Genomic DNA, 17039 nt, shown 5'->3' with positions numbered 1-17039 from the left:
CACCGCACGTTGCTCATCACGCTGGGCAGTCTACGAACCGCACGGGCGGCTCAGCTCGTGGGATCTCGGGGGTCCAGTCGTGCCGCGACCGGTGAGGTCTCCTTGCGGGCGGAGTGCCGGGCACGCATCGCGGCCACCTCGACCGCCAGCGCAGGACCCTGCGGCAGTGGCGCACTGAGCACCAGGCGCTCCGTCTCGGCCGCGACGGGTAGTGGCCCGAGCACCCGCACGGACGCTCCGAGCCGCATCTCGCCCACAGCGGCCTGCAGTGCCTGTCGGGGGCCGGTCAGCGTGGCCACGCGGGCCGTCGGCGGAAGCGACAGGTCGGCGCGCTCGGACAGCTCACGTGCGGCGAACCACGCCGGGTCCCAGCGCACCAGCGCCTCGATCGCCGGCACCGTGGTGTGGGTCGGGCCGCCCGCGAGCACCGCCACTCCCCCGTCTCCGGCACCCCTGGTCAGCGCCACGGCGTTGGTCCAGCGTCGCAGGCACTCCTCGCCCGCGTCGAGGGATGGCCGGTCGAGCAGCGCCCACGCGTCGAGCAGGAGGCAGGCGGCGAAGCCACCCTCCGCCACGGGCTCGGCCCCCGGCGTCGAGATGACGAGCCGCGGCCGGGAGTCCACGTGGTCGACGACGGCACCGGCGCCGGACGTCGTGACCGGCACGCCCGGGAAGGCGCGGCCGAGCTCCTCGGCGGTGCGCCGGGCGCCCACCACCGACGAGCGCAGCCGCAGAGAACCGCAGTGCGGGCACTCGAAGTGGGTCTCGACCGCGCCGCACCAGCGGCAGGTCGGGGGCTGGCCGGGGCCCTTGAGCCCGAGCGGCCCAGAACACACGCGGCACCGCGCCGGCCGGCGGCACTCCTGGCACGACAGCGAGGGAAGGTAGCCGCGCCGAGGCACCTGCACGAGCACCGGCCCGCGGGTGAGCGCCTCCTTGGCCACCTGCCACGCCGACGACGGCAGGTGCGCGCGCGCCGCCGCCGGGTCCCGGGCGAGGTCCGAGCCCTCGCCGGCGATGCGCACCCGCGCCACCGTGCGGCGCAGCAGCGACCGGTCGGCCTCGAGGGGGACGGCCACACCCTCGGCGCACCACTGGGCCAGGGCCGCGGTGCGGGTGAAGCCGGCGGACAGCAGCGCCGCACCGTGCAGCGAGGCACGGATACGCGCCACCTCGCGAACCTGCGGATAGGGGGCGCGAGGCTCGTCGTGCAGGTCGTCGCCGTCGTCCCACCAGGCGATGAGACCCAGGTCGTGCACCGGGGCGAACCCGGCGGCCCGGGTGCCAACGACGACCTTCACGTGTCCGCGCAGAACCTTGAGGTATGCCGTGTAGCGAGCCTGCGGCCCCTGGTCCGCGGTCAGCCGGACGTGGTGCCCCTTGCCCAGGCGCGCGGTCAGGGCCGCTTCGACCCGGGCCACGTCACGGGCATCGGGCACGAGCAGGATGCTCCCCCGGCCTCCCGCGAGCGCTGCCGCCGCGGCATCGGCGAGCAGTCCGGGCCAATCGTCCTCCGCGTCCACCGACGGCGCCGCCAGGAGGGAGGCGGCAGGAGCGTCGCCGGAGGTGACGCGTGCGAGGAAGGCCGGCCCACCGGCATACCGGCTCCAGGCTGGGGACTCGAGGTCGGGCACGTCGCCGACCTCGGGGCACTCGACTGGCAGGGCCTTCTCGGCCGCCGCATGACGAGGTGGCACGGCCAGGCGCAGGACGTCGCCGACGACACCGCCGTAGTGCTGCGCGACCTGTCGCGCTGCCGCGAGGACCTCGGGGGTGAGCACCGGCTCGGGCGACACGACCCTGCGGATGGTGGCGAGGCGGCCCTCGTGCTCGGCCTGGGCCGAGCGGGAGATGACGAAGCCGTCGAGGTCCTGCCCGGCAAAACGCACCTTGATGCGCGCTCCGGCGACGACGTCGTCGGACATGGCGGCGGGCACGAGGTACTCGAACGGCCGGTCGAGGTGGGCCAGCCCGGTGTCGACGAGGACAGCCGCGACCGGGTCCACCTCTGCGACCGGCTCGCCGCCGGACACCGGCCGTGGCCGGGGACGTCGCGTGGGCTGGATGAGCTCCAGCTGCGTTCCCTCACCCGACTCGGTCATGTCCCCGAAACTAGCCGGTCGGACGGACACCCTCGCGGTCCAGGTGCTCGAGCACGAGCGCGGCCGTCTCGTCGGGGCGCTCGACCGAGGGCAGGTGGCCGGCCCAGTCCAGCTCGACCAGCTCGGCGCCGTCGATCTCGCGAGCGAGGAGGGTGGCGATGTCGCGGTGGTGGGCCACGTCGAGCGCGCCGGACACCACGAGCGTCGGCACGTGGATGGAGCCCGGCTCGACCTCGACCCGCTCGGGCTGTGGCGGCGGGTCGAGCGCATCGGCGGCGAGCTGGACCTCGAAGGCGCGGCGCTGCATCCGCGCGACGTCGGCACGAGCCTGCTCGCTCGCCTGCGGCCCGACCCACGTGGCCACGTTGAGGGCGACTGCGCCGTCGACGTCACCGGCCTCGATCAGCTCCTCCTCGCGCTCGCCGAAGGCCTGGACCACTGGGTCGGTGACCTCGAGCCCGCGGTAGGCGGTGCACAGCAGGACCAGGGAGCTCACCCGGTCCGGGTGCCTGGCAGCCACCTCGAGCGCGACCCGGCCCCCGAAGGAGGCACCGACGAACGCGGCGCGCCCGACACCGAGCGCATCGAGCAGGTGGACCACGTCGTCGGCGTCGGCGTAGGGCCCGCCGGGCACGGGCGTCTCGCCGAACCCCCGCAGGTCCGGCGCGATGACGCGGCGGGCATTGCTGAGGGCCGGCATGACGGGAGTCCACATGCCGCGGTCGGTGACCCCGGAGTGCAGGAGCACGACGGCCGGGCCGCTCCCCCGGTCGTCGTGAGCCAGGAGAGGCGCGCGACCGCGGGAGCTCATCTCATCAGCCCTTGACTGCGCGCTGGAGGTCCTCGACGCGGTCGGTGCGCTCCCACGTGAAGGGGTTGTGGACGCCCTCGGCGGTGGTGCGACCGAAGTGGCCGTAGGCAGCCGTCGGCTTGTAGATCGGCCGGAGCAGGTCGAGCGCGTCGAGGATCGCTGCGGGCCGCAGGTCGAAGACCGTGAGGATCGCGTCCTGGATCTTGTCCGCGGGGACGGTCTCGGTGCCGAACGTCTCGACGTAGATGCCGACCGGCTGGGCCTTGCCGATCGCGTAGGCGACCTGCACCTCGCAGCGGCGGGCGAGGCCGGCGGCGACGACGTTCTTGGCGACCCAGCGAGTGGCGTAGGCGGCCGAGCGGTCCACCTTGCTCGGGTCCTTGCCCGAGAAGGCGCCGCCGCCGTGGCGCGCCATGCCGCCGTAGGTGTCGACGATGATCTTGCGGCCGGTCAGTCCGGCGTCTCCCATGGGTCCGCCGATGACGAACGTGCCGGTGGGGTTGATGAGCGAGCGGTAGCTCGAGGTGTCGAGGTCGGTCCCCTCCTCGGCCAGACCGGCCAGGACGGGCGCGATGACGTGCTTCTCGATGTCGGGGCTGAGCAGGCCCTCGAGGGAGATGCCGTCGGCGTGCTGCGTCGACAGGACCACGGTGTCGAGCCTGACGGCCTTGTCACCCTCGTAGCCGATGGTCACCTGGGTCTTGCCGTCGGGCCGCAGGTAGGGCAGGGCCTCGCTCTTGCGCACCGCCGTGAGCTGCTCGGCGAGGCGGTGTGCGAGGTAGATCGGCAGCGGCATGAGCTCGGCCGTGTCGTCGCAGGCGTAGCCGAACATGAGGCCCTGGTCGCCGGCGCCCTGCTTGTCGAGGGGGTCGACGCCGCCGGTGCGGCTCTCGTATGCCGTGTCGACACCTTGGGCGATGTCGGGACTCTGCTGGCCGATGGAGACCTCGACGCCGCAGGAGGTGCCGTCGAAGCCCTTGGTGGAGGAGTCGTAGCCAATGCCGAGGACGGTGTCGCGCACGATCTTGGGGATCTCGACGTAGGCCTCGGTCGTCACCTCGCCGGCGACGTGGACGAGCCCGGTGGTCACCATCGTCTCGACCGCGACCCGGGCGCGTGGGTCCTGGTCGAGCATGGCGTCGAGGATCGAGTCGGAGATCTGGTCACAGATCTTGTCGGGGTGCCCCTCGGTGACGGACTCGGACGTGAACAGGCGTGCAGCCACCCGGGGTACTCCTTCGTGCGGGAACGGTTCCCCGCGCCGCGCGGCGCGAGACGGTCAAATCTAACGTGTCCGGCTCAGCCGCGTGGACGCGACCACGAGGCGGCAGGGCCGGGCCTCAGAGCAGGGGTGCGACAACGTCCCAGACGGCGTCGGAGACCGCTGCCTTGCTCGCCGGTCCGACCTCGATGCCCTCGTCGGAGACGCGGCGCAGGATCGTCACGGTGTTGTCGTCGGCGCCGAAGGTCCTGTCCTCGCCCACCTCGTTGACGACGAGCACGTCACAGCCCTTGCGCTCAAGCTTGGCGCGGGCGTGCTCGAGCACTGAGCCCTCGGCGTCGCCGGTCTCGGCGGCGAACCCGACGATGACCGGGCTGCTGGCGCCGCCACGGGTCGCGACGAGCTCGGCGAGGATGTCGGGGTTGCGCACCAGCGTGATCGTCGGCGCGGAGTCGTCCTCGCCGCCGTCCGCCTGCACGTCATGCGTCTTCTTGATCTTCGACGGGGCATAGGTCGCCGGCCGGAAGTCGGCGACCGCGGCCGCCATGACGACCACGTCGCTGCGTGCGGCGGCCTCGAGGACGGCCTCACGCATCTGCAGGGCGGTCTCGACCGGGACGATGTCGATGCCTGGCACGTCAGTGGGCGCGGAGGTCACGAGCGTCACCAGTGCACCGCGTGCCGCCGCGGCGACAGCCAGGGCGTGGCCCTGCTTGCCGGAGCTGCGGTTGCCCAGGAAGCGCACCGGGTCGAGCGGCTCGCGCGTGCCACCGGCGCTCACGACGACCCGACGGCCGGTGAGGTCGCCCCCACCCCTCGCAGCGTCTGCGGATGGGGTTGCTGGAGCCGCCGCACCCGCAGGCGCAACGGAGGCCGACGCGGAAGCGGAGCGGGCGAGCTCGCGCTCGCACACGGCATACAGCTCTTCGGGGTCGGGAAGCCGTCCCGGTCCCGTGTCCTTGCCGGTGAGGCGCCCGCTGGCGGGGGGTACGACGTGCACGCCGCGCTCGGAGAGGGTGGCGACGTTGGCCTGGGTGGCAGGGTGGTCCCACATCTCGGTGTGCATGGCCGGGGCCATGACGACCGGGCAGCGCGCGGTGAGCAGGACGTTGGTGAGCAGGTCGTCGGCCTGGCCGGTCGCGGCCCGGGCCAGCAGGTCGGCGGTCGCCGGGGCCACGACGACGAGGTCGGCCTCCTGGCCGAGGCGCACGTGCGGCACCTCGTGCACGTCGCTCCACACGTCGGTGCTGACCGGCTTGCCCGACAACGCCGCCCAGGTAGGGGCTCCGACGAACCTCAGCGCAGCGGCGGTCGGCACGACCGTGACGTCATGACCCGCCTCGGCGAGCAGGCGCAGGAGCGAACATGCCTTGTAGGCCGCGATGCCGCCCGCCACACCGAGGACGACGCGCACGTGGAGCTCAGTCCTCGATCTTCTCTGAGGTCAGCAGGTTGTTGTTGATCTCGCGCAGCGCGATGGACAGGGGCTTCTCGTGGACCTCGGAGTCGACCAGCGGGCCGACGTACTCGAGGAGGCCGTCCTGGAGCTGCGCGTAGTAGGCGTTGATCTGACGGGCGCGCTTGGCCGAGTAGAGGACCAGGGAGTACTTGGAGTCGGCGTGCGTGAGGAGCTCGTCGATCGGCGGGTTGGTGATGCCGATGGGGTTGGCCTTGGTGCCTGACACGGAATCAGTCTCGTTTCGTCTGTTGGGGGGTGCGCATCAATGATACGAGTTCGTCGGCCACGCGACGAACGTCGTCGTTGACGAGGGTCACGTCGAACTCCTCGGCGGCCGCGAGCTCCGCCCTGGCCGTCGTGAGGCGCACCTCGCGCTCCTCCGGCGACTCGGTGCCCCGGCCGACGAGCCGGCGCACCAGCTCGTCCCAGCTCGGGGGCGCCAGGAAGACGAACAACGCGTCCGGCATGGTCTCGCGGACCTGGCGGGCACCCTGCAGGTCGATCTCGAGCAGGGCCGGACGACCCTGTGCCAGCGCCGCCTCGACGGGCCCGCGTGGCGTGCCGTACTGGGCGCGACCGTGCACGGTGGCCCACTCGAGGAAGTCGCCCTGGTCGACCATGCGGCCGAACTCCTCGTTGGACACGAAGTGGTAGTGGCGTCCGTCGACCTCGGTGGGCCGCGGCCGGCGCGTGGTCGCAGACACGGACAGCCAGACGTCGGGATGGTGCTCGCGCACGAAGGCTGCCACCGTGCCCTTGCCGACCGCGGTCGGACCGGCGAGCACCGTGAGACGGGAGGGGCCGCTCACGCCTTGTCGAACCGCGCCAGCAGGGCAGTGATCTGGTTCTGCCCCAGACCGCGGACACGACGGCTCTGGCTGATGCCGATGTCCTCCATGAGGGCCTTGGCCTTGACGCGACCGACGCCGGGGAGGGACTCGAGGAGGGCCGAGACCCTCATCTTGCCGATCACGTCGTTCTTCTTCCCCTGGTCGATGACCTCACCGAGGTCACCCTGTGCGTACTTGAGGCGGTTCTTGACCTCGGCCCGCTCGCGGCGGGCCTCGGCTGCCTTGCCCAGTGCAGCGGCGCGTTGATCCGGTGTGAGTGGCGGGAGTGCCATGGCGGAAGTCCTCCGTGGAAATCTCGGGCGGCGCTGCTTCTCAACGCCTCCGGCGATTTAACCATGCTGAGCTGGACGGATCCCACTGGCACGAGGGTGCGATCACCGCCACGCACGAGGACCTCAGGCCAGCAGGGCTGCGACCGCCTCGTTGGACCGGGCAGCACGGGCTCGCAGCGCCCTGACGTCGGGCCCTGCCGACAGCACCTCACGGCTGCTCGCGGGCAGGACGTGGGGCAGGGCGTTCCCGAAGACCCGCTTGAGGTCGTCTGCCGTGCCGCCTTGCGCACCCACCCCCGGCGCGAGAATCGGGCCACCCATGGCAGCGAGGTCGAGGCCCAGGTCCTGGACCGCAGTGCCGACGGTGGCACCCACGACCAGGCCGACATGGCCGAGCTCTCCACGGGCCCGCGCCGCCGCGTTGTCCGCCGCTGCCCCGTCGACGACCGAGCCGGCCACCGAGCGGTGCTCGTGGACCGCGTGCTGGACCTGCGCGCCCTCCGGGTTCGAGGTCAGCGCCAGGACGAAGACACCTCGCCCGTTCTGCTCGGCGAGGTCGATCGCCGGCCGCAGCGAGCCGTAGCCGAGGTAGGGGCTCAGGGTCATCGCGTCCGGCGGGTCGACCGCGTCCTTGCCCAGGAAGGCCTGCCCATAGGCGTCCATGGTCGTGCCGATGTCTCCGCGCTTGGCATCAAGCAGGACGACGGTGCCACGCTCGCGCAGCTCCGTGATCGCGCCCTCGAGCACAGCGACACCGGGCGAGCCGAAGACCTCGAAGAAGGCGGACTGGGGCTTGACCACGGCCACGTGGCCGCCGAAGGCCTCGACGCAGGCGGACGTGAAGGCGCGCAGCCCGTCGAGGTCGTGGCCCAGCCCCCAGGACGCGAGCAGGGCCCGGTGCGGGTCGATGCCCGCACAGAGGGGCCCGTGCTGAGCGGTCGCCGCACGCAGTCGTTGACCGAAGGTCGGCGTGGTGGGTGGAGTCACGGGATCACCATCCTGTCGTGCGCGACCGCGACGAGCTCGCTGATGCGGGCCACGCCGTGGGACTCGGCGAGCGCCTCGAGCTCGGTGAGGACGCGCTGGGGAGCGGTCGGGTCGTTGAAGGTTGCGGTGCCCACCTGGACGGCGGTCGCCCCGGCGGCGATGAGCTCGAGCGCGTCGCGACCGGTGCGCACTCCCCCGACCCCGATGAGGGGGACGGTCAGGAAGCGGCCCTCGCGCATGGCGGCGGTGACCTGCCACAGCGCCCGCACGGCGACGGGCCGGATCGACGGTCCCGAGAGCCCACCCGTGATCCCACCGAGCTGGGGACGCAGCCGGTCGGTGTCGATGACCATGCCGAGCAGGGTGTTGATCATCGTCAGCCCGGTCGCGCCCGACTTCACTGCCGCATCGGCGATCGAGACGATGTCGGTGACGTCCGGGGTGAGCTTGGCGAACATCGGCACGTCGCGCGGCAGCTGCTCGCGCACGAGGGCGATGACCTTGCCCGACGCCAGCGGGTCGCAGGCGAAGACCAGCCCACGGTTGGCGACATTGGGGCAGGAGATGTTGACCTCGACGCCGACGACGCAGTCGAACGCGTCGCTGTCGACCAGCACCTTGGCCACGTCGGCGAACTCACCGGCCGTGTTGCCGGCGATGGAGACGAGGACGCGCGCCCCGACCGACTTCAGCCACGGCAGGTCCTTGGCGACGAAGGCGTGGATGCCCGGACCCTGGAGCCCGATGGAGTTGAGCATCCCCGAGCTCGTCTCCGCCATGCGGGGCGTGCCCCGACCGGAGCGCGGGTCCATCATCACCGTCTTGGTGACGAAGGCCCCGAGCGTGGACACGTCGAAGAAGCGGTGCAGCTCGCGGCCGTTGGCGGCGCACCCGGACGCCGTCATGACGGGGTTGGGGAGGGTGCGGCCGGACAGGGTCACCGACAGGTCGACGGCCATCAGTGACCTCCGACCTTCGGGGCACCCACGGCGTCCTCGGGCACGCCACACACCCCGTCGTGGAAGGCCTCCCAACGGATGCGGTCACCGCGGAAGACCGGACCCTCGACGCAGGAGCGCACCATGGCGGTGACCCCGTCCTTGCCCCGCACCGGCATGACGCAGGTCATGCAGACGCCGACGCCACAGGCCATCGACTCCTCCACGGCGACCTGGGCCACCGCACCGTGCTCGGCAGCGACGCGGGTGACGGACTGCAGCATGCCCATGGGCCCACAGGCGTAGGCCACCGGGGCCCCCGTGCGCCGGAACACCTCGGGCAGCACGTCGCTCACCCAGCCACGCTGGCCTGCGGACCCGTCGTCAGTGGTCACGGTGACCCGGTCGGCGGCCCGTCGTGCCTCGACGACGCCGAAGAGCCGGTCCTCGGAGGCAGCGCCGAGCACCATCTCCACGGTGCACCCGCGCTCGCGCAGGACGTCGGCCAGCCAGAACAGCGGCGCGGAGCCGTAGCCGCCACCGACGAGGACGGTCGGCACGGCCTCGGTCGGGAGCGGGAACGGCCGGCCGAGCGGTGCGACGACGTCGACCGTGTCGTGGGCCCGCAGCGCGGTGAGCCACTCGGTGCCGGCGCCCTTGGCAGCGATGACGAGGTCGAGCGTGCCGCCGTAGGTGCCCGACGGGCTGACCTTGTGGATCGAGAAGGAGCGGCGCAGCAGGTTGCCGGTCGTCGGCCCGCCCACGGCCAGGGCCGCGAACTGCCCCGGACGCGCCAGCTCGGCGACGCCCGGCGCCACGATCGTCAGGTGGTGGTAGGCACCGGCCCGCCGGATGGCGATGACCTCACCCCGGACCTGGACGACGCCGCTGTCTCGCGTGGCGGTGCTCATCGACCGGCCACCTGCATGAGGTCGAGGTGGCGCGCGTGCTCCTGGAGCGAGGTGACGGTGAGGTCGCCCCGGCGCAGGGCCTCGATGGCCTGCACCGCTGCCGCGAACTCCTGGACGGTGGTGATGAGCGGGACATCGGCGGTGTTGGCGGCGGCCCGGATCGCGTAGCCGTCGGCGCGGGCACTCTGGCCGGTGGGCGTGTTGATCACCATGGCGATCTCACCCTCGAGGATGAGCTCACCGATGGAGCGGGAGTCGCTGGACTCGGCGTCGCCCTCGCGCTCGGTGATCTTGCGGATGACCTTGGCGGGAATGCCATTGCGCCGCAACACATCCGTGGTCCCGGACGTCGCCACGATGTCGAAGCCGAGGTCGACGAGCCGGTTGACCGGGAACAGCATGGCGCGCTTGTCGCGGTTGGCGACGGAGACGAAGACCGTGCCGCTCTGCGGCAGTCCCCCGTATGCCGCGAGCTGGCTCTTGCCGAAGGCGCGGCCGAACGTCGTGTCGATGCCCATGACCTCGCCGGTGGAGCGCATCTCGGGTCCGAGCAGGCTGTCGACCATCGAGCCGTCCGCCCGGCGGAACCGGGAGAACGGCAGCACGGCCTCCTTGACGGAGATGGGCGCGTGCGGCGGCAGGTTGCCACCGTCGCCACTCGGCGGCAGGACTCCCTCGGCGCGCAGCTCGGCGATGCTCGCGCCGAGCATGATCCGGCTCGCCGCACCCGCCAGGGCGACCCCGGTCGCCTTGGCGACGAACGGCACCGTGCGGGAGGCACGCGGGTTGGCCTCGAGGACGTAGAGGATGTCCTGCGCCAGGGCGAACTGCACGTTCATCAGGCCGACGACACCGATCCCCCGGGCCAGCTTGAGCGTGCTCTCGCGCACCAGCTCGATCTCGGCGTTGCCCAGCGTCGCGGGGGGCAGGGTGCAGGCACTGTCGCCGGAGTGGATCCCCGCCTCCTCGATGTGCTCCATCACTCCCCCGAGGTACATCTCGGTGCCGTCGTAGAGCACGTCGACGTCGATCTCGATGGCGTCGTCGAGGAAGCGGTCGACGAGCACCGGGTGCTCGGGCGAGGCGTGCGTGGCGCGCTCGACGTAGGTCACCAGGGTCTCGTCGTCGTAGACGATCTCCATGCCGCGTCCACCGAGGACGTAGGAGGGACGCACCAGGACCGGGTAGCCGATGTGGCGGGCGACCTCCAGTGCTTCCGAAGCGCTGTATGCCGTGCCGTGCTTCGGGGCGGGCAGCTTCGCCTCCGCGAGAACTCGCCCGAAGGCCCCGCGGTCCTCCGCGAGGTCGATCGCCTCCGGAGAGGTCCCGACGATGGGCACGCCCGAGTCCTTGAGGGCTCGCGCCAGCCCGAGAGGAGTCTGTCCGCCGAGCTGCACGATGACGCCGGCGATGGGCCCGGCCTGCTGCTCCGCGTGGAAGACCTCGAGCACGTCCTCGAGGGTCAGCGGCTCGAAGTAAAGGCGGCTGCTCGTGTCGTAGTCGGTCGAGACCGTCTCGGGGTTGCAGTTGACCATGATGGTGTCGTAGCCGGCCTTGCGCAGGGCGAAGCTGGCGTGCACGCACGAGTAGTCGAACTCGACGCCCTGACCGATGCGGTTGGGACCCGAGCCCAGGATGATGACTGCCTCGCGCTCGCGGGGCGCGACCTCGCTCTCCTCGTCGTAGGAGCTGTAGTAGTACGGGGTCTGCGCGTCGAACTCCGCGGCGCACGTGTCCACGGTCTTGAAGACGGGGCGCACCCCCAAGGCGTGACGGACCCCGCGAACGACACTCTCCGGCATACGCCGCAGCTCGCTCAGCTGGGCATCGCTGAAGCCGTGGCGCTTGGCCAGCCGGAGCAGCTCCGGCGTCAGCTCGGGTGCCTCGGCGACCTCGCGGGCGACGTCGTTGAGCAGCTCGAACTGGTCGAGGAACCAGGGGTCGATGCCCGTGGCCTCGTGGGTCTCCTCGACGCTCGCGCCGCCACGCATCGCCTGCTGGACGGTGACGATGCGGCCGTCGGTGGGACGCGCCGCGACCTCGAGCAGCTCGAGCGCCTCCTCACGCGTCGGGGTGTCGCCGCGCCAGTGGAAGGACGAGCCCTTGCTCTCGACCGAGCGCAGCGCCTTCTGCATCGCCTCGGTGAAGTTGCGGCCGATCGACATGGCCTCGCCGACCGACTTCATCGTCGTCGTGAGGGTGTCGTCGGCGGAGGGGAACTTCTCGAACGCGAAGCGGGGCACCTTGACGACGACGTAGTCCAGGCTCGGCTCGAAGCTCGCCGGCGTCTCGCGGGTGATGTCGTTGGGGACCTCGTCCAGGGTGTAGCCGATGGCCATCTTGGCGGCGATCTTGGCGATCGGGAAGCCGGTCGCCTTCGACGCCAGGGCCGAGCTGCGCGAGACCCGCGGGTTCATCTCGATGACGATGATGCGCCCGTCGCGCGGGTTGACCGCGAACTGGATGTTGCAACCGCCGGTGTCCACACCCACCTCGCGGATGATCGCGATGCCGACGTCACGCAGCCGCTGGTACTCGCGGTCGGTGAGGGTGAGCGCGGGTGCGACGGTGATCGAGTCGCCGGTGTGCACGCCCATGGGGTCGAGGTTCTCGATGGAGCAGACGACCACCACGTTGTCCTTGTGGTCGCGCATCACCTCGAGCTCGTACTCCTTCCAGCCGGTGATCGACTCCTCGAGCAGGACTTCGGTCGTCGGGCTGGCCTGCAGCCCCGCCCCGGCCATGCGACGCAGCTCGGCCTCGTCGTGGGCGAAGCCGGAGCCCAGGCCCCCCATGGTGAAGGACGGGCGCACGACCATCGGGTAGCCGAGCTCGTCGGCGGCCGCGAGGCAGTCGTCCATGGTGTGGGCGATGACCGAGCGCGCGCTCTCGGCGCCGCAGCGCTCGACGACCCCCTTGAAGAGCTGGCGGTCCTCGCCGAGCTGGATGGCTTCGACGTTGGCGCCGATGAGCGGGCAGTTGTACTTCTCCAGGACTCCGTTCTCGTGCAACGCGATCGCGCAGTTGAGAGCCGTCTGGCCACCGAGGGTCGCGAGCACCGCGTCCGGGCGCTCCTTCTCGATGATCTTCTCGACGACCTCGGCGGTGATCGGCTCGACGTAGGTCGCGTCCGCGAACTCGGGGTCCGTCATGATCGTCGCCGGGTTGGAGTTCACGAGGATGACGCGCACGCCCTCCTCACGCAGGACACGGCAGGCCTGGGTGCCGGAGTAGTCGAACTCGCAGGCCTGGCCGATGACGATCGGGCCGGACCCGATGACGAGGACGCTGGTGATGTCGTCACGCTTCGGCATCAGGCGTTCGCCCCTTCGCTGGTGGTCTGCTGTTGGAGGAGATCGACGAAACGGTCGAACAGGTAGGCCGCGTCGTGCGGGCCCGCTGCGGCTTCCGGGTGGTACTGCACCGAGAAGGCGGTGAGTTCGCCTGAGGCAGAACGCAGCTCGAGACCCTCGACGACGTCGTCGTTGAGACAGACGTGCGAGACACTGGCGGTCCCGAACTCGGTCTCGGTGTCCTTGTCGAGTGGAGCGTCGACCGCGAACCCGTGGTTGTGCGCGGTGACCTCGACCTTGCGGGTCCTGCGGTCCATGACCGGCTGGTTGATGCCTCGGTGGCCGTACTTGAGCTTGAACGTGCCGAAGCCGAGCGCGCGTCCGAGCAGCTGGTTGCCGAAGCAGATGCCGAAGAACGGTATGCCGGCCGCCAACGTCTCGCGCAGGACGCCGACCTCGTGGTCGGCGGCCGAGGGATCACCGGGACCGTTGCTGAAGAAGACACCATCCAGGCCGTCGATGGCATTGATGTCCTCGAACGTCGAGGTCGCCGGGAGAACATGGACCTCGATGCCGCGCTGCGCCATCTGGTGCGGCGTCATCGCCTTGATCCCGAGGTCGATCGCGGCCACGGTGAAGCGCCTCTCCCCCACCGCCTCCACGACGTAGGCCTCGTCGGTGCTGACCTCCTGTGCGAGCGAGGCACCCGCCATCGCGGGCGCGGCGGTGACGCGCTCGAGGAGGTGGGCGGACGGCATACGGGCGTCCTCGCCGGAGAAGATGCCGACCCGCATCGCGCCGCGCTCGCGCAGGTGGCGCGTGAGGGCGCGCGTGTCGATGTCGCAGATGCCGACGACGCCCTGGGTGACGAGCTCGTCCTCGAGGGAGCGCTGGGAACGCCAGCTGGAGGGGCGCAGTGCGGGGTCGCGCACGACGTAGCCGGACACCCAGATGCGAGAGGACTCGTCGTCCTCGTCGTTCCAGCCGGTGTTGCCGACGTGAGGGGCCGTCATGACCACGACCTGGCGGTGGTAGCTCGGGTCGGTGAGCGTCTCCTGGTAGCCGGTCATGGCCGTGCAGAAGACGGCCTCCCCGACGGTCTCGCCGCGGCTGCCGTAGGACCGTCCGGTGAAGGTGCGGCCGTCCTCGAGGACGAGCACTGCCGGTTCCCGCAGGTGGAGTGCAGCTGTCATTCGGTTACTCCCTGGCGAGCCGTGACCCTGCCGCGCAGGATCGTCGTGTGGACGGCACCGGTGAAGCTCATGCCGTGCCATGGATTGTTGCGGGACAACGACTTCGATGCCGAGGCGTCCACCGTCTGGGTGGACTCGGTGTCGACGAGGACGAGGTTGGCCGGGGCACCGACCGCCAGGGGCTGACCGTGGTCGGCCAGCCCGGCGATGCGGGCGGGTGCGACCGACATGCGGTCGGCGAGGCCGGCGAGGTCGAGCTGCCCACCGCGCACCAGAGTGTCGTGGACGACGGCGAAGGCGGTCTCGAGCCCGAGCATGCCGAAGGCCGCGTCGACGAAGGCGTGCTCCTTGTCGTGCCGGGCGTGGGGCGCGTGGTCGGTCGCGACGGCGTCGATCGTGCCGTCGACGAGGGCGGCGCGCAGTGCCTCGACGTCCTCGGTCGGGCGCAACGGCGGGTTGACCTTGAAGGTCGGGTCGTAGCTGCTCACGAGGTCCTGGGTGAGCAGCAGGTGGTGGGGTGTCACCTCGGCGGTGAGGTCGATGCCCTGCGCCTTTGCCCAGCGGAGCACCTCGACCCCTTCGGCGGTGCTCACGTGCGCGACGTGGACCCGCGAACCCGTGTGGCGGGCGAGCTGGGCGTCGCGGGCGATGATCGTCGACTCCGCGACGGAGGGCCAGCCGGGCAGGCCCAGCCGGCCGCTGAGCTCGCCCTCGTGGCAGCACGCGCTGGAGCCGGCGAGGTCGGGGTCCTGGCTGTGCTGGCTCACCACGCCGCCGAAGGCGCGGACGTACTCGAGGGCCCGGCGCATGACGCGTGCGTCGTGGACGCAGTGGCCGTCGTCGGAGAAGACGCGGACGACGGCCCGCGAGCGGTGCATGAGCGCCAGCTCGGCGAGCTCCGCACCCTCCAGGCCCTTGGTCACGGCGCCGATGGGCTGCACGTCGGCCAGGCCCGTGGCACGGCCGAGGTCGAGGATGCGCTCGGCGGCCTCGGCGGTGTCGGTCACCGGGCTCGTGTTGGCCATGGCGAGCACCGCCGTGAAACCACCCACTGCGGCGGCAGCCGCTCCGGTGGCGATGGTCTCGGCGTCCTCACGACCCGGCTCACGCAGGTGCGTGTGGAGGTCGACGAGTCCGGGCAGCAGCGCGAGGCCTTCGGCCTGGACGGTCTCCACGTCGCGCGGGGCGTCGAGGGCGGCACCGATCTCGGCGATCGTGCCCCCGAGAACGAGGACGTCCTTGGCCTCGCCCCCGAGGAGCCTGGCCCCTGTGATGAGCAGGTCGCTCATGCGGCGCTCCCTTCGTTCGTGGCCACCGCTCCGATGGGGTCGTCGGCCCCGGCGAGCAGGTGGTAGAGCACCGACATCCGCACTGCCACACCGGCGCTCACCTGGTCCAGGACCAGGCTCTGGGCCGCGTCCGCGGCGTCGGCGCTGATCTCGAGGCCACGGTTCATCGGGCCGGGGTGGCAGATGACGAGGTGGGGGTTGGCGTCCGTCAGCCGCATGAGCCGGTCCCTGGTGAGGCCGTAGCCGACGGTGTACTCGCGCGCGGTCGGGAAGTAGCCGCCGCTCATGCGCTCCTTCTGCACCCGCAGCATCATGAGCGCGTCGACCGGGCGCCCCGGCCCCTGCGCCTGCAGCACCTCGTCGAGGTCGTGGCTGAGGGCGAAGCCCTCGCGCTGCGCCCAGGTCCCGATGCCGCTGGGCATGAGGGTGGGAGGCGCGACCACGGTGACGTCGGCACCGAGGCGGCGCAGCGAGATGAGGTTGGAGCGCACGACCCGTGAGTGGGTGAGGTCTCCGACGATGGCGACGTGCCTGCCCTCGAGCGAGCCGAGCCGGCGCTCCATCGTGTAGGCGTCGAGCAGCGCCTGGGTGGGGTGCTCGTGCGTGCCGTCACCCGCGTTGATGACGTGGGCCTGCACCCAGCTCGCGACCTGGTGCGCCGCCCCCGAGGCGCCGTGCCGCATGACGATGGCGTCGACCCCCATCGCGTCGATGGTCCTCACGGTGTCGCGCAGGGACTCACCCTTGGAGGCGGACGAGCCCTTGCCGGTGATGTTGATCGTGTCGGCGCTCATCCACTTGCCCGCGATCTCGAAGGAGCTGCGGGTGCGCGTGGAGTCCTCGAAGAAGAGGTTGATGATCGTGCGGCCCCGCAGGGTCGGGATCTTCTTGACCTCACGCTTCTGCACGTCGTGCATCTGGGTGGCCGTGTCAAGGATGGTGCGGATGCCCTCGGCGTCCAGGTCGGCCATCGACAGGAGGTGGCGCGGCATGGTGATCGTCATCGCGCACCCCCCGTGATGGTCACGCTGTCGGCGTCGTCGAAGTCGGCGAGGCGCACGCGGACCTTCTCGGTCTGGGCCGTCGGGAGGTTCTTGCCGACGTGGTCGGCCCGGATCGGGAGCTCCCGGTGACCGCGGTCGACGAGGACCGCGAGCCGCACCGCTCCGGGGCGTCCGTGGTCCGCGAGCGCGTCGAGCGCGGCCCGCACCGTGCGACCGCTGTAGAGGACGTCGTCGACGAGGACGACCGTCTTGCCGTCGACGCCACCCTCGGGGATCTCGGTGGGCAGCGGCGCCCTCGTGGGCTGGCGCCGCAGGTCGTCGCGGTACATCGTCACGTCGAGGCTGCCGACGGGGATGTCGCTGCCCTCGAACTCGGCGATGACCGCCGCGAGGCGGCGGGCGAGGGGCACACCTCGCGAGGGGATGCCGAGCAGGACGAGGCCGTCGGCGCCCTTGTTGGCCTCGAGGATCTCGTGGGCGATGCGGCGCAACGCCCGAGAGATGTCGGCGGCTCCGAGGACCGTCCTCCCGTCGTCGTTCGCGGGGTCGGTCACACTCGAGGAGCGGTCGGGCACAGCTGCGTCAGGACACATCGGTGTCGTGACCTCCTTCCCTGCCTCACTGGACAGGTCGTTAAAGGATGTCGGTCGCCTCACTGTAGCGACTGGGTCCGCGCTCGCCCAACCCGGCCTGCCCGGACCGTCCAG

At 71.4% G+C, this 17039-nt stretch carries 15 protein-coding genes; all 15 read right to left on the bottom strand.

Annotation, left to right across the window (positions count from 1 at the left end; all coding sequences use genetic code 11):
• Positions 1-50 precede the first annotated feature (50 nt).
• Positions 51-2102, bottom strand: coding sequence for a primosomal protein N' (locus ASG74_RS11910; RefSeq protein WP_056143671.1), 2052 nt, complete (start codon positions 2100-2102; stop codon positions 51-53).
• A 10-nt stretch (positions 2103-2112) separates the two neighbouring features.
• A complete protein-coding gene (locus ASG74_RS11905) occupies positions 2113-2913 on the bottom strand; it encodes an alpha/beta fold hydrolase (RefSeq protein WP_056143668.1) in 801 nt (266 codons plus the stop codon).
• 4 nt (positions 2914-2917) lie between these two features.
• Positions 2918-4138: a methionine adenosyltransferase gene (gene metK, locus ASG74_RS11900; RefSeq protein WP_056143665.1), complete on the bottom strand. Its 1221-nt coding sequence runs from the start codon at positions 4136-4138 to the stop codon at positions 2918-2920.
• Between the two features lie 115 nt (positions 4139-4253).
• Positions 4254-5549: a bifunctional phosphopantothenoylcysteine decarboxylase/phosphopantothenate synthase gene (locus ASG74_RS11895; protein ID WP_056143661.1), complete on the bottom strand. Its 1296-nt coding sequence runs from the start codon at positions 5547-5549 to the stop codon at positions 4254-4256.
• A gap of 7 nt (positions 5550-5556) precedes the next feature.
• Positions 5557-5820, bottom strand: a complete 264-nt coding sequence (gene rpoZ / locus ASG74_RS11890; RefSeq protein ID WP_056143659.1) for a DNA-directed RNA polymerase subunit omega — start codon at positions 5818-5820, stop codon at positions 5557-5559.
• Between the two features lie 4 nt (positions 5821-5824).
• The gene (gene gmk, locus ASG74_RS11885; RefSeq protein WP_056143655.1) at positions 5825-6403 is read right to left on the bottom strand and encodes a guanylate kinase; all 579 of its coding nucleotides are present in this window, start codon (positions 6401-6403) and stop codon (positions 5825-5827) included.
• Complete coding sequence (gene mihF / locus ASG74_RS11880) at positions 6400-6717, bottom strand: integration host factor, actinobacterial type (RefSeq protein ID WP_056143653.1); 318 nt, start codon at positions 6715-6717, stop codon at positions 6400-6402. Before mihF ends, gmk begins: the two co-directional genes overlap by 4 nt.
• A 123-nt stretch (positions 6718-6840) precedes the next feature.
• Positions 6841-7704 (bottom strand): orotidine-5'-phosphate decarboxylase, encoded by an 864-nt coding sequence (gene pyrF, locus ASG74_RS11875; RefSeq protein WP_056143650.1) that lies wholly within the window; start codon positions 7702-7704, stop codon positions 6841-6843.
• Positions 7701-8663 carry a dihydroorotate dehydrogenase gene (locus tag ASG74_RS11870; RefSeq protein WP_056143647.1) on the bottom strand — a complete coding sequence of 321 codons (963 nt, stop codon included), beginning with the start codon at positions 8661-8663 and terminating at the stop codon, positions 7701-7703. Before ASG74_RS11870 ends, pyrF begins: the two co-directional genes overlap by 4 nt.
• Complete coding sequence (locus ASG74_RS11865; RefSeq protein ID WP_056143645.1) at positions 8663-9553, bottom strand: dihydroorotate dehydrogenase electron transfer subunit; 891 nt, start codon at positions 9551-9553, stop codon at positions 8663-8665. Before ASG74_RS11865 ends, ASG74_RS11870 begins: the two co-directional genes overlap by 1 nt.
• Positions 9550-12867 carry a carbamoyl-phosphate synthase large subunit gene (gene carB / locus ASG74_RS11860; RefSeq protein WP_056143643.1) on the bottom strand — a complete coding sequence of 1106 codons (3318 nt, stop codon included), beginning with the start codon at positions 12865-12867 and terminating at the stop codon, positions 9550-9552. The genes ASG74_RS11865 and carB overlap by 4 nt, the downstream gene beginning before the upstream one ends.
• Positions 12867-14039 carry a glutamine-hydrolyzing carbamoyl-phosphate synthase small subunit gene (gene carA, locus ASG74_RS11855; RefSeq protein WP_056143638.1) on the bottom strand — a complete coding sequence of 391 codons (1173 nt, stop codon included), beginning with the start codon at positions 14037-14039 and terminating at the stop codon, positions 12867-12869. The genes carB and carA overlap by 1 nt, the downstream gene beginning before the upstream one ends.
• The gene (locus ASG74_RS11850) at positions 14036-15328 is read right to left on the bottom strand and encodes a dihydroorotase (RefSeq protein ID WP_056143635.1); all 1293 of its coding nucleotides are present in this window, start codon (positions 15326-15328) and stop codon (positions 14036-14038) included. Before ASG74_RS11850 ends, carA begins: the two co-directional genes overlap by 4 nt.
• The gene (locus ASG74_RS11845) at positions 15325-16320 is read right to left on the bottom strand and encodes an aspartate carbamoyltransferase catalytic subunit (protein ID WP_056144684.1); all 996 of its coding nucleotides are present in this window, start codon (positions 16318-16320) and stop codon (positions 15325-15327) included. Before ASG74_RS11845 ends, ASG74_RS11850 begins: the two co-directional genes overlap by 4 nt.
• Positions 16321-16328: 8 nt before the next feature.
• Positions 16329-16925, bottom strand: coding sequence for a bifunctional pyr operon transcriptional regulator/uracil phosphoribosyltransferase PyrR (gene pyrR, locus ASG74_RS11840; RefSeq protein ID WP_056143633.1), 597 nt, complete (start codon positions 16923-16925; stop codon positions 16329-16331).
• Between the last annotated feature and the right edge of the window lie 114 nt (positions 16926-17039).

This window comes from Knoellia sp. Soil729 (assembly GCF_001427985.1).
GTDB lineage: Bacteria > Actinomycetota > Actinomycetes > Actinomycetales > Dermatophilaceae > Knoellia.
This window is presented reverse-complemented; position numbering and strand designations above follow the sequence as displayed.

Bases quoted from the DNA above. Each gene is read 5' to 3' on its own strand.
- ASG74_RS11910 (WP_056143671.1), bottom strand. From the start codon at position 2,102: ATGACCGAGTCGGGTGAGGGAACGCAGCTGGAGCTCATCCAGCCCACG.
- ASG74_RS11905 (WP_056143668.1), bottom strand. From the start codon at position 2,913: ATGAGCTCCCGCGGTCGCGCGCCTCTCCTGGCTCACGACGACCGGGGG.
- mihF (WP_056143653.1), bottom strand. From the start codon at position 6,717: ATGGCACTCCCGCCACTCACACCGGATCAACGCGCCGCTGCACTGGGC.
- ASG74_RS11870 (WP_056143647.1), bottom strand. From the start codon at position 8,663: ATGGCCGTCGACCTGTCGGTGACCCTGTCCGGCCGCACCCTCCCCAAC.
- ASG74_RS11865 (WP_056143645.1), bottom strand. From the start codon at position 9,553: ATGAGCACCGCCACGCGAGACAGCGGCGTCGTCCAGGTCCGGGGTGAG.
- carB (WP_056143643.1), bottom strand. From the start codon at position 12,867: ATGCCGAAGCGTGACGACATCACCAGCGTCCTCGTCATCGGGTCCGGC.
- carA (WP_056143638.1), bottom strand. From the start codon at position 14,039: ATGACAGCTGCACTCCACCTGCGGGAACCGGCAGTGCTCGTCCTCGAG.
- ASG74_RS11850 (WP_056143635.1), bottom strand. From the start codon at position 15,328: ATGAGCGACCTGCTCATCACAGGGGCCAGGCTCCTCGGGGGCGAGGCC.
- ASG74_RS11845 (WP_056144684.1), bottom strand. From the start codon at position 16,320: ATGCCGCGCCACCTCCTGTCGATGGCCGACCTGGACGCCGAGGGCATC.
- pyrR (WP_056143633.1), bottom strand. From the start codon at position 16,925: ATGTGTCCTGACGCAGCTGTGCCCGACCGCTCCTCGAGTGTGACCGAC.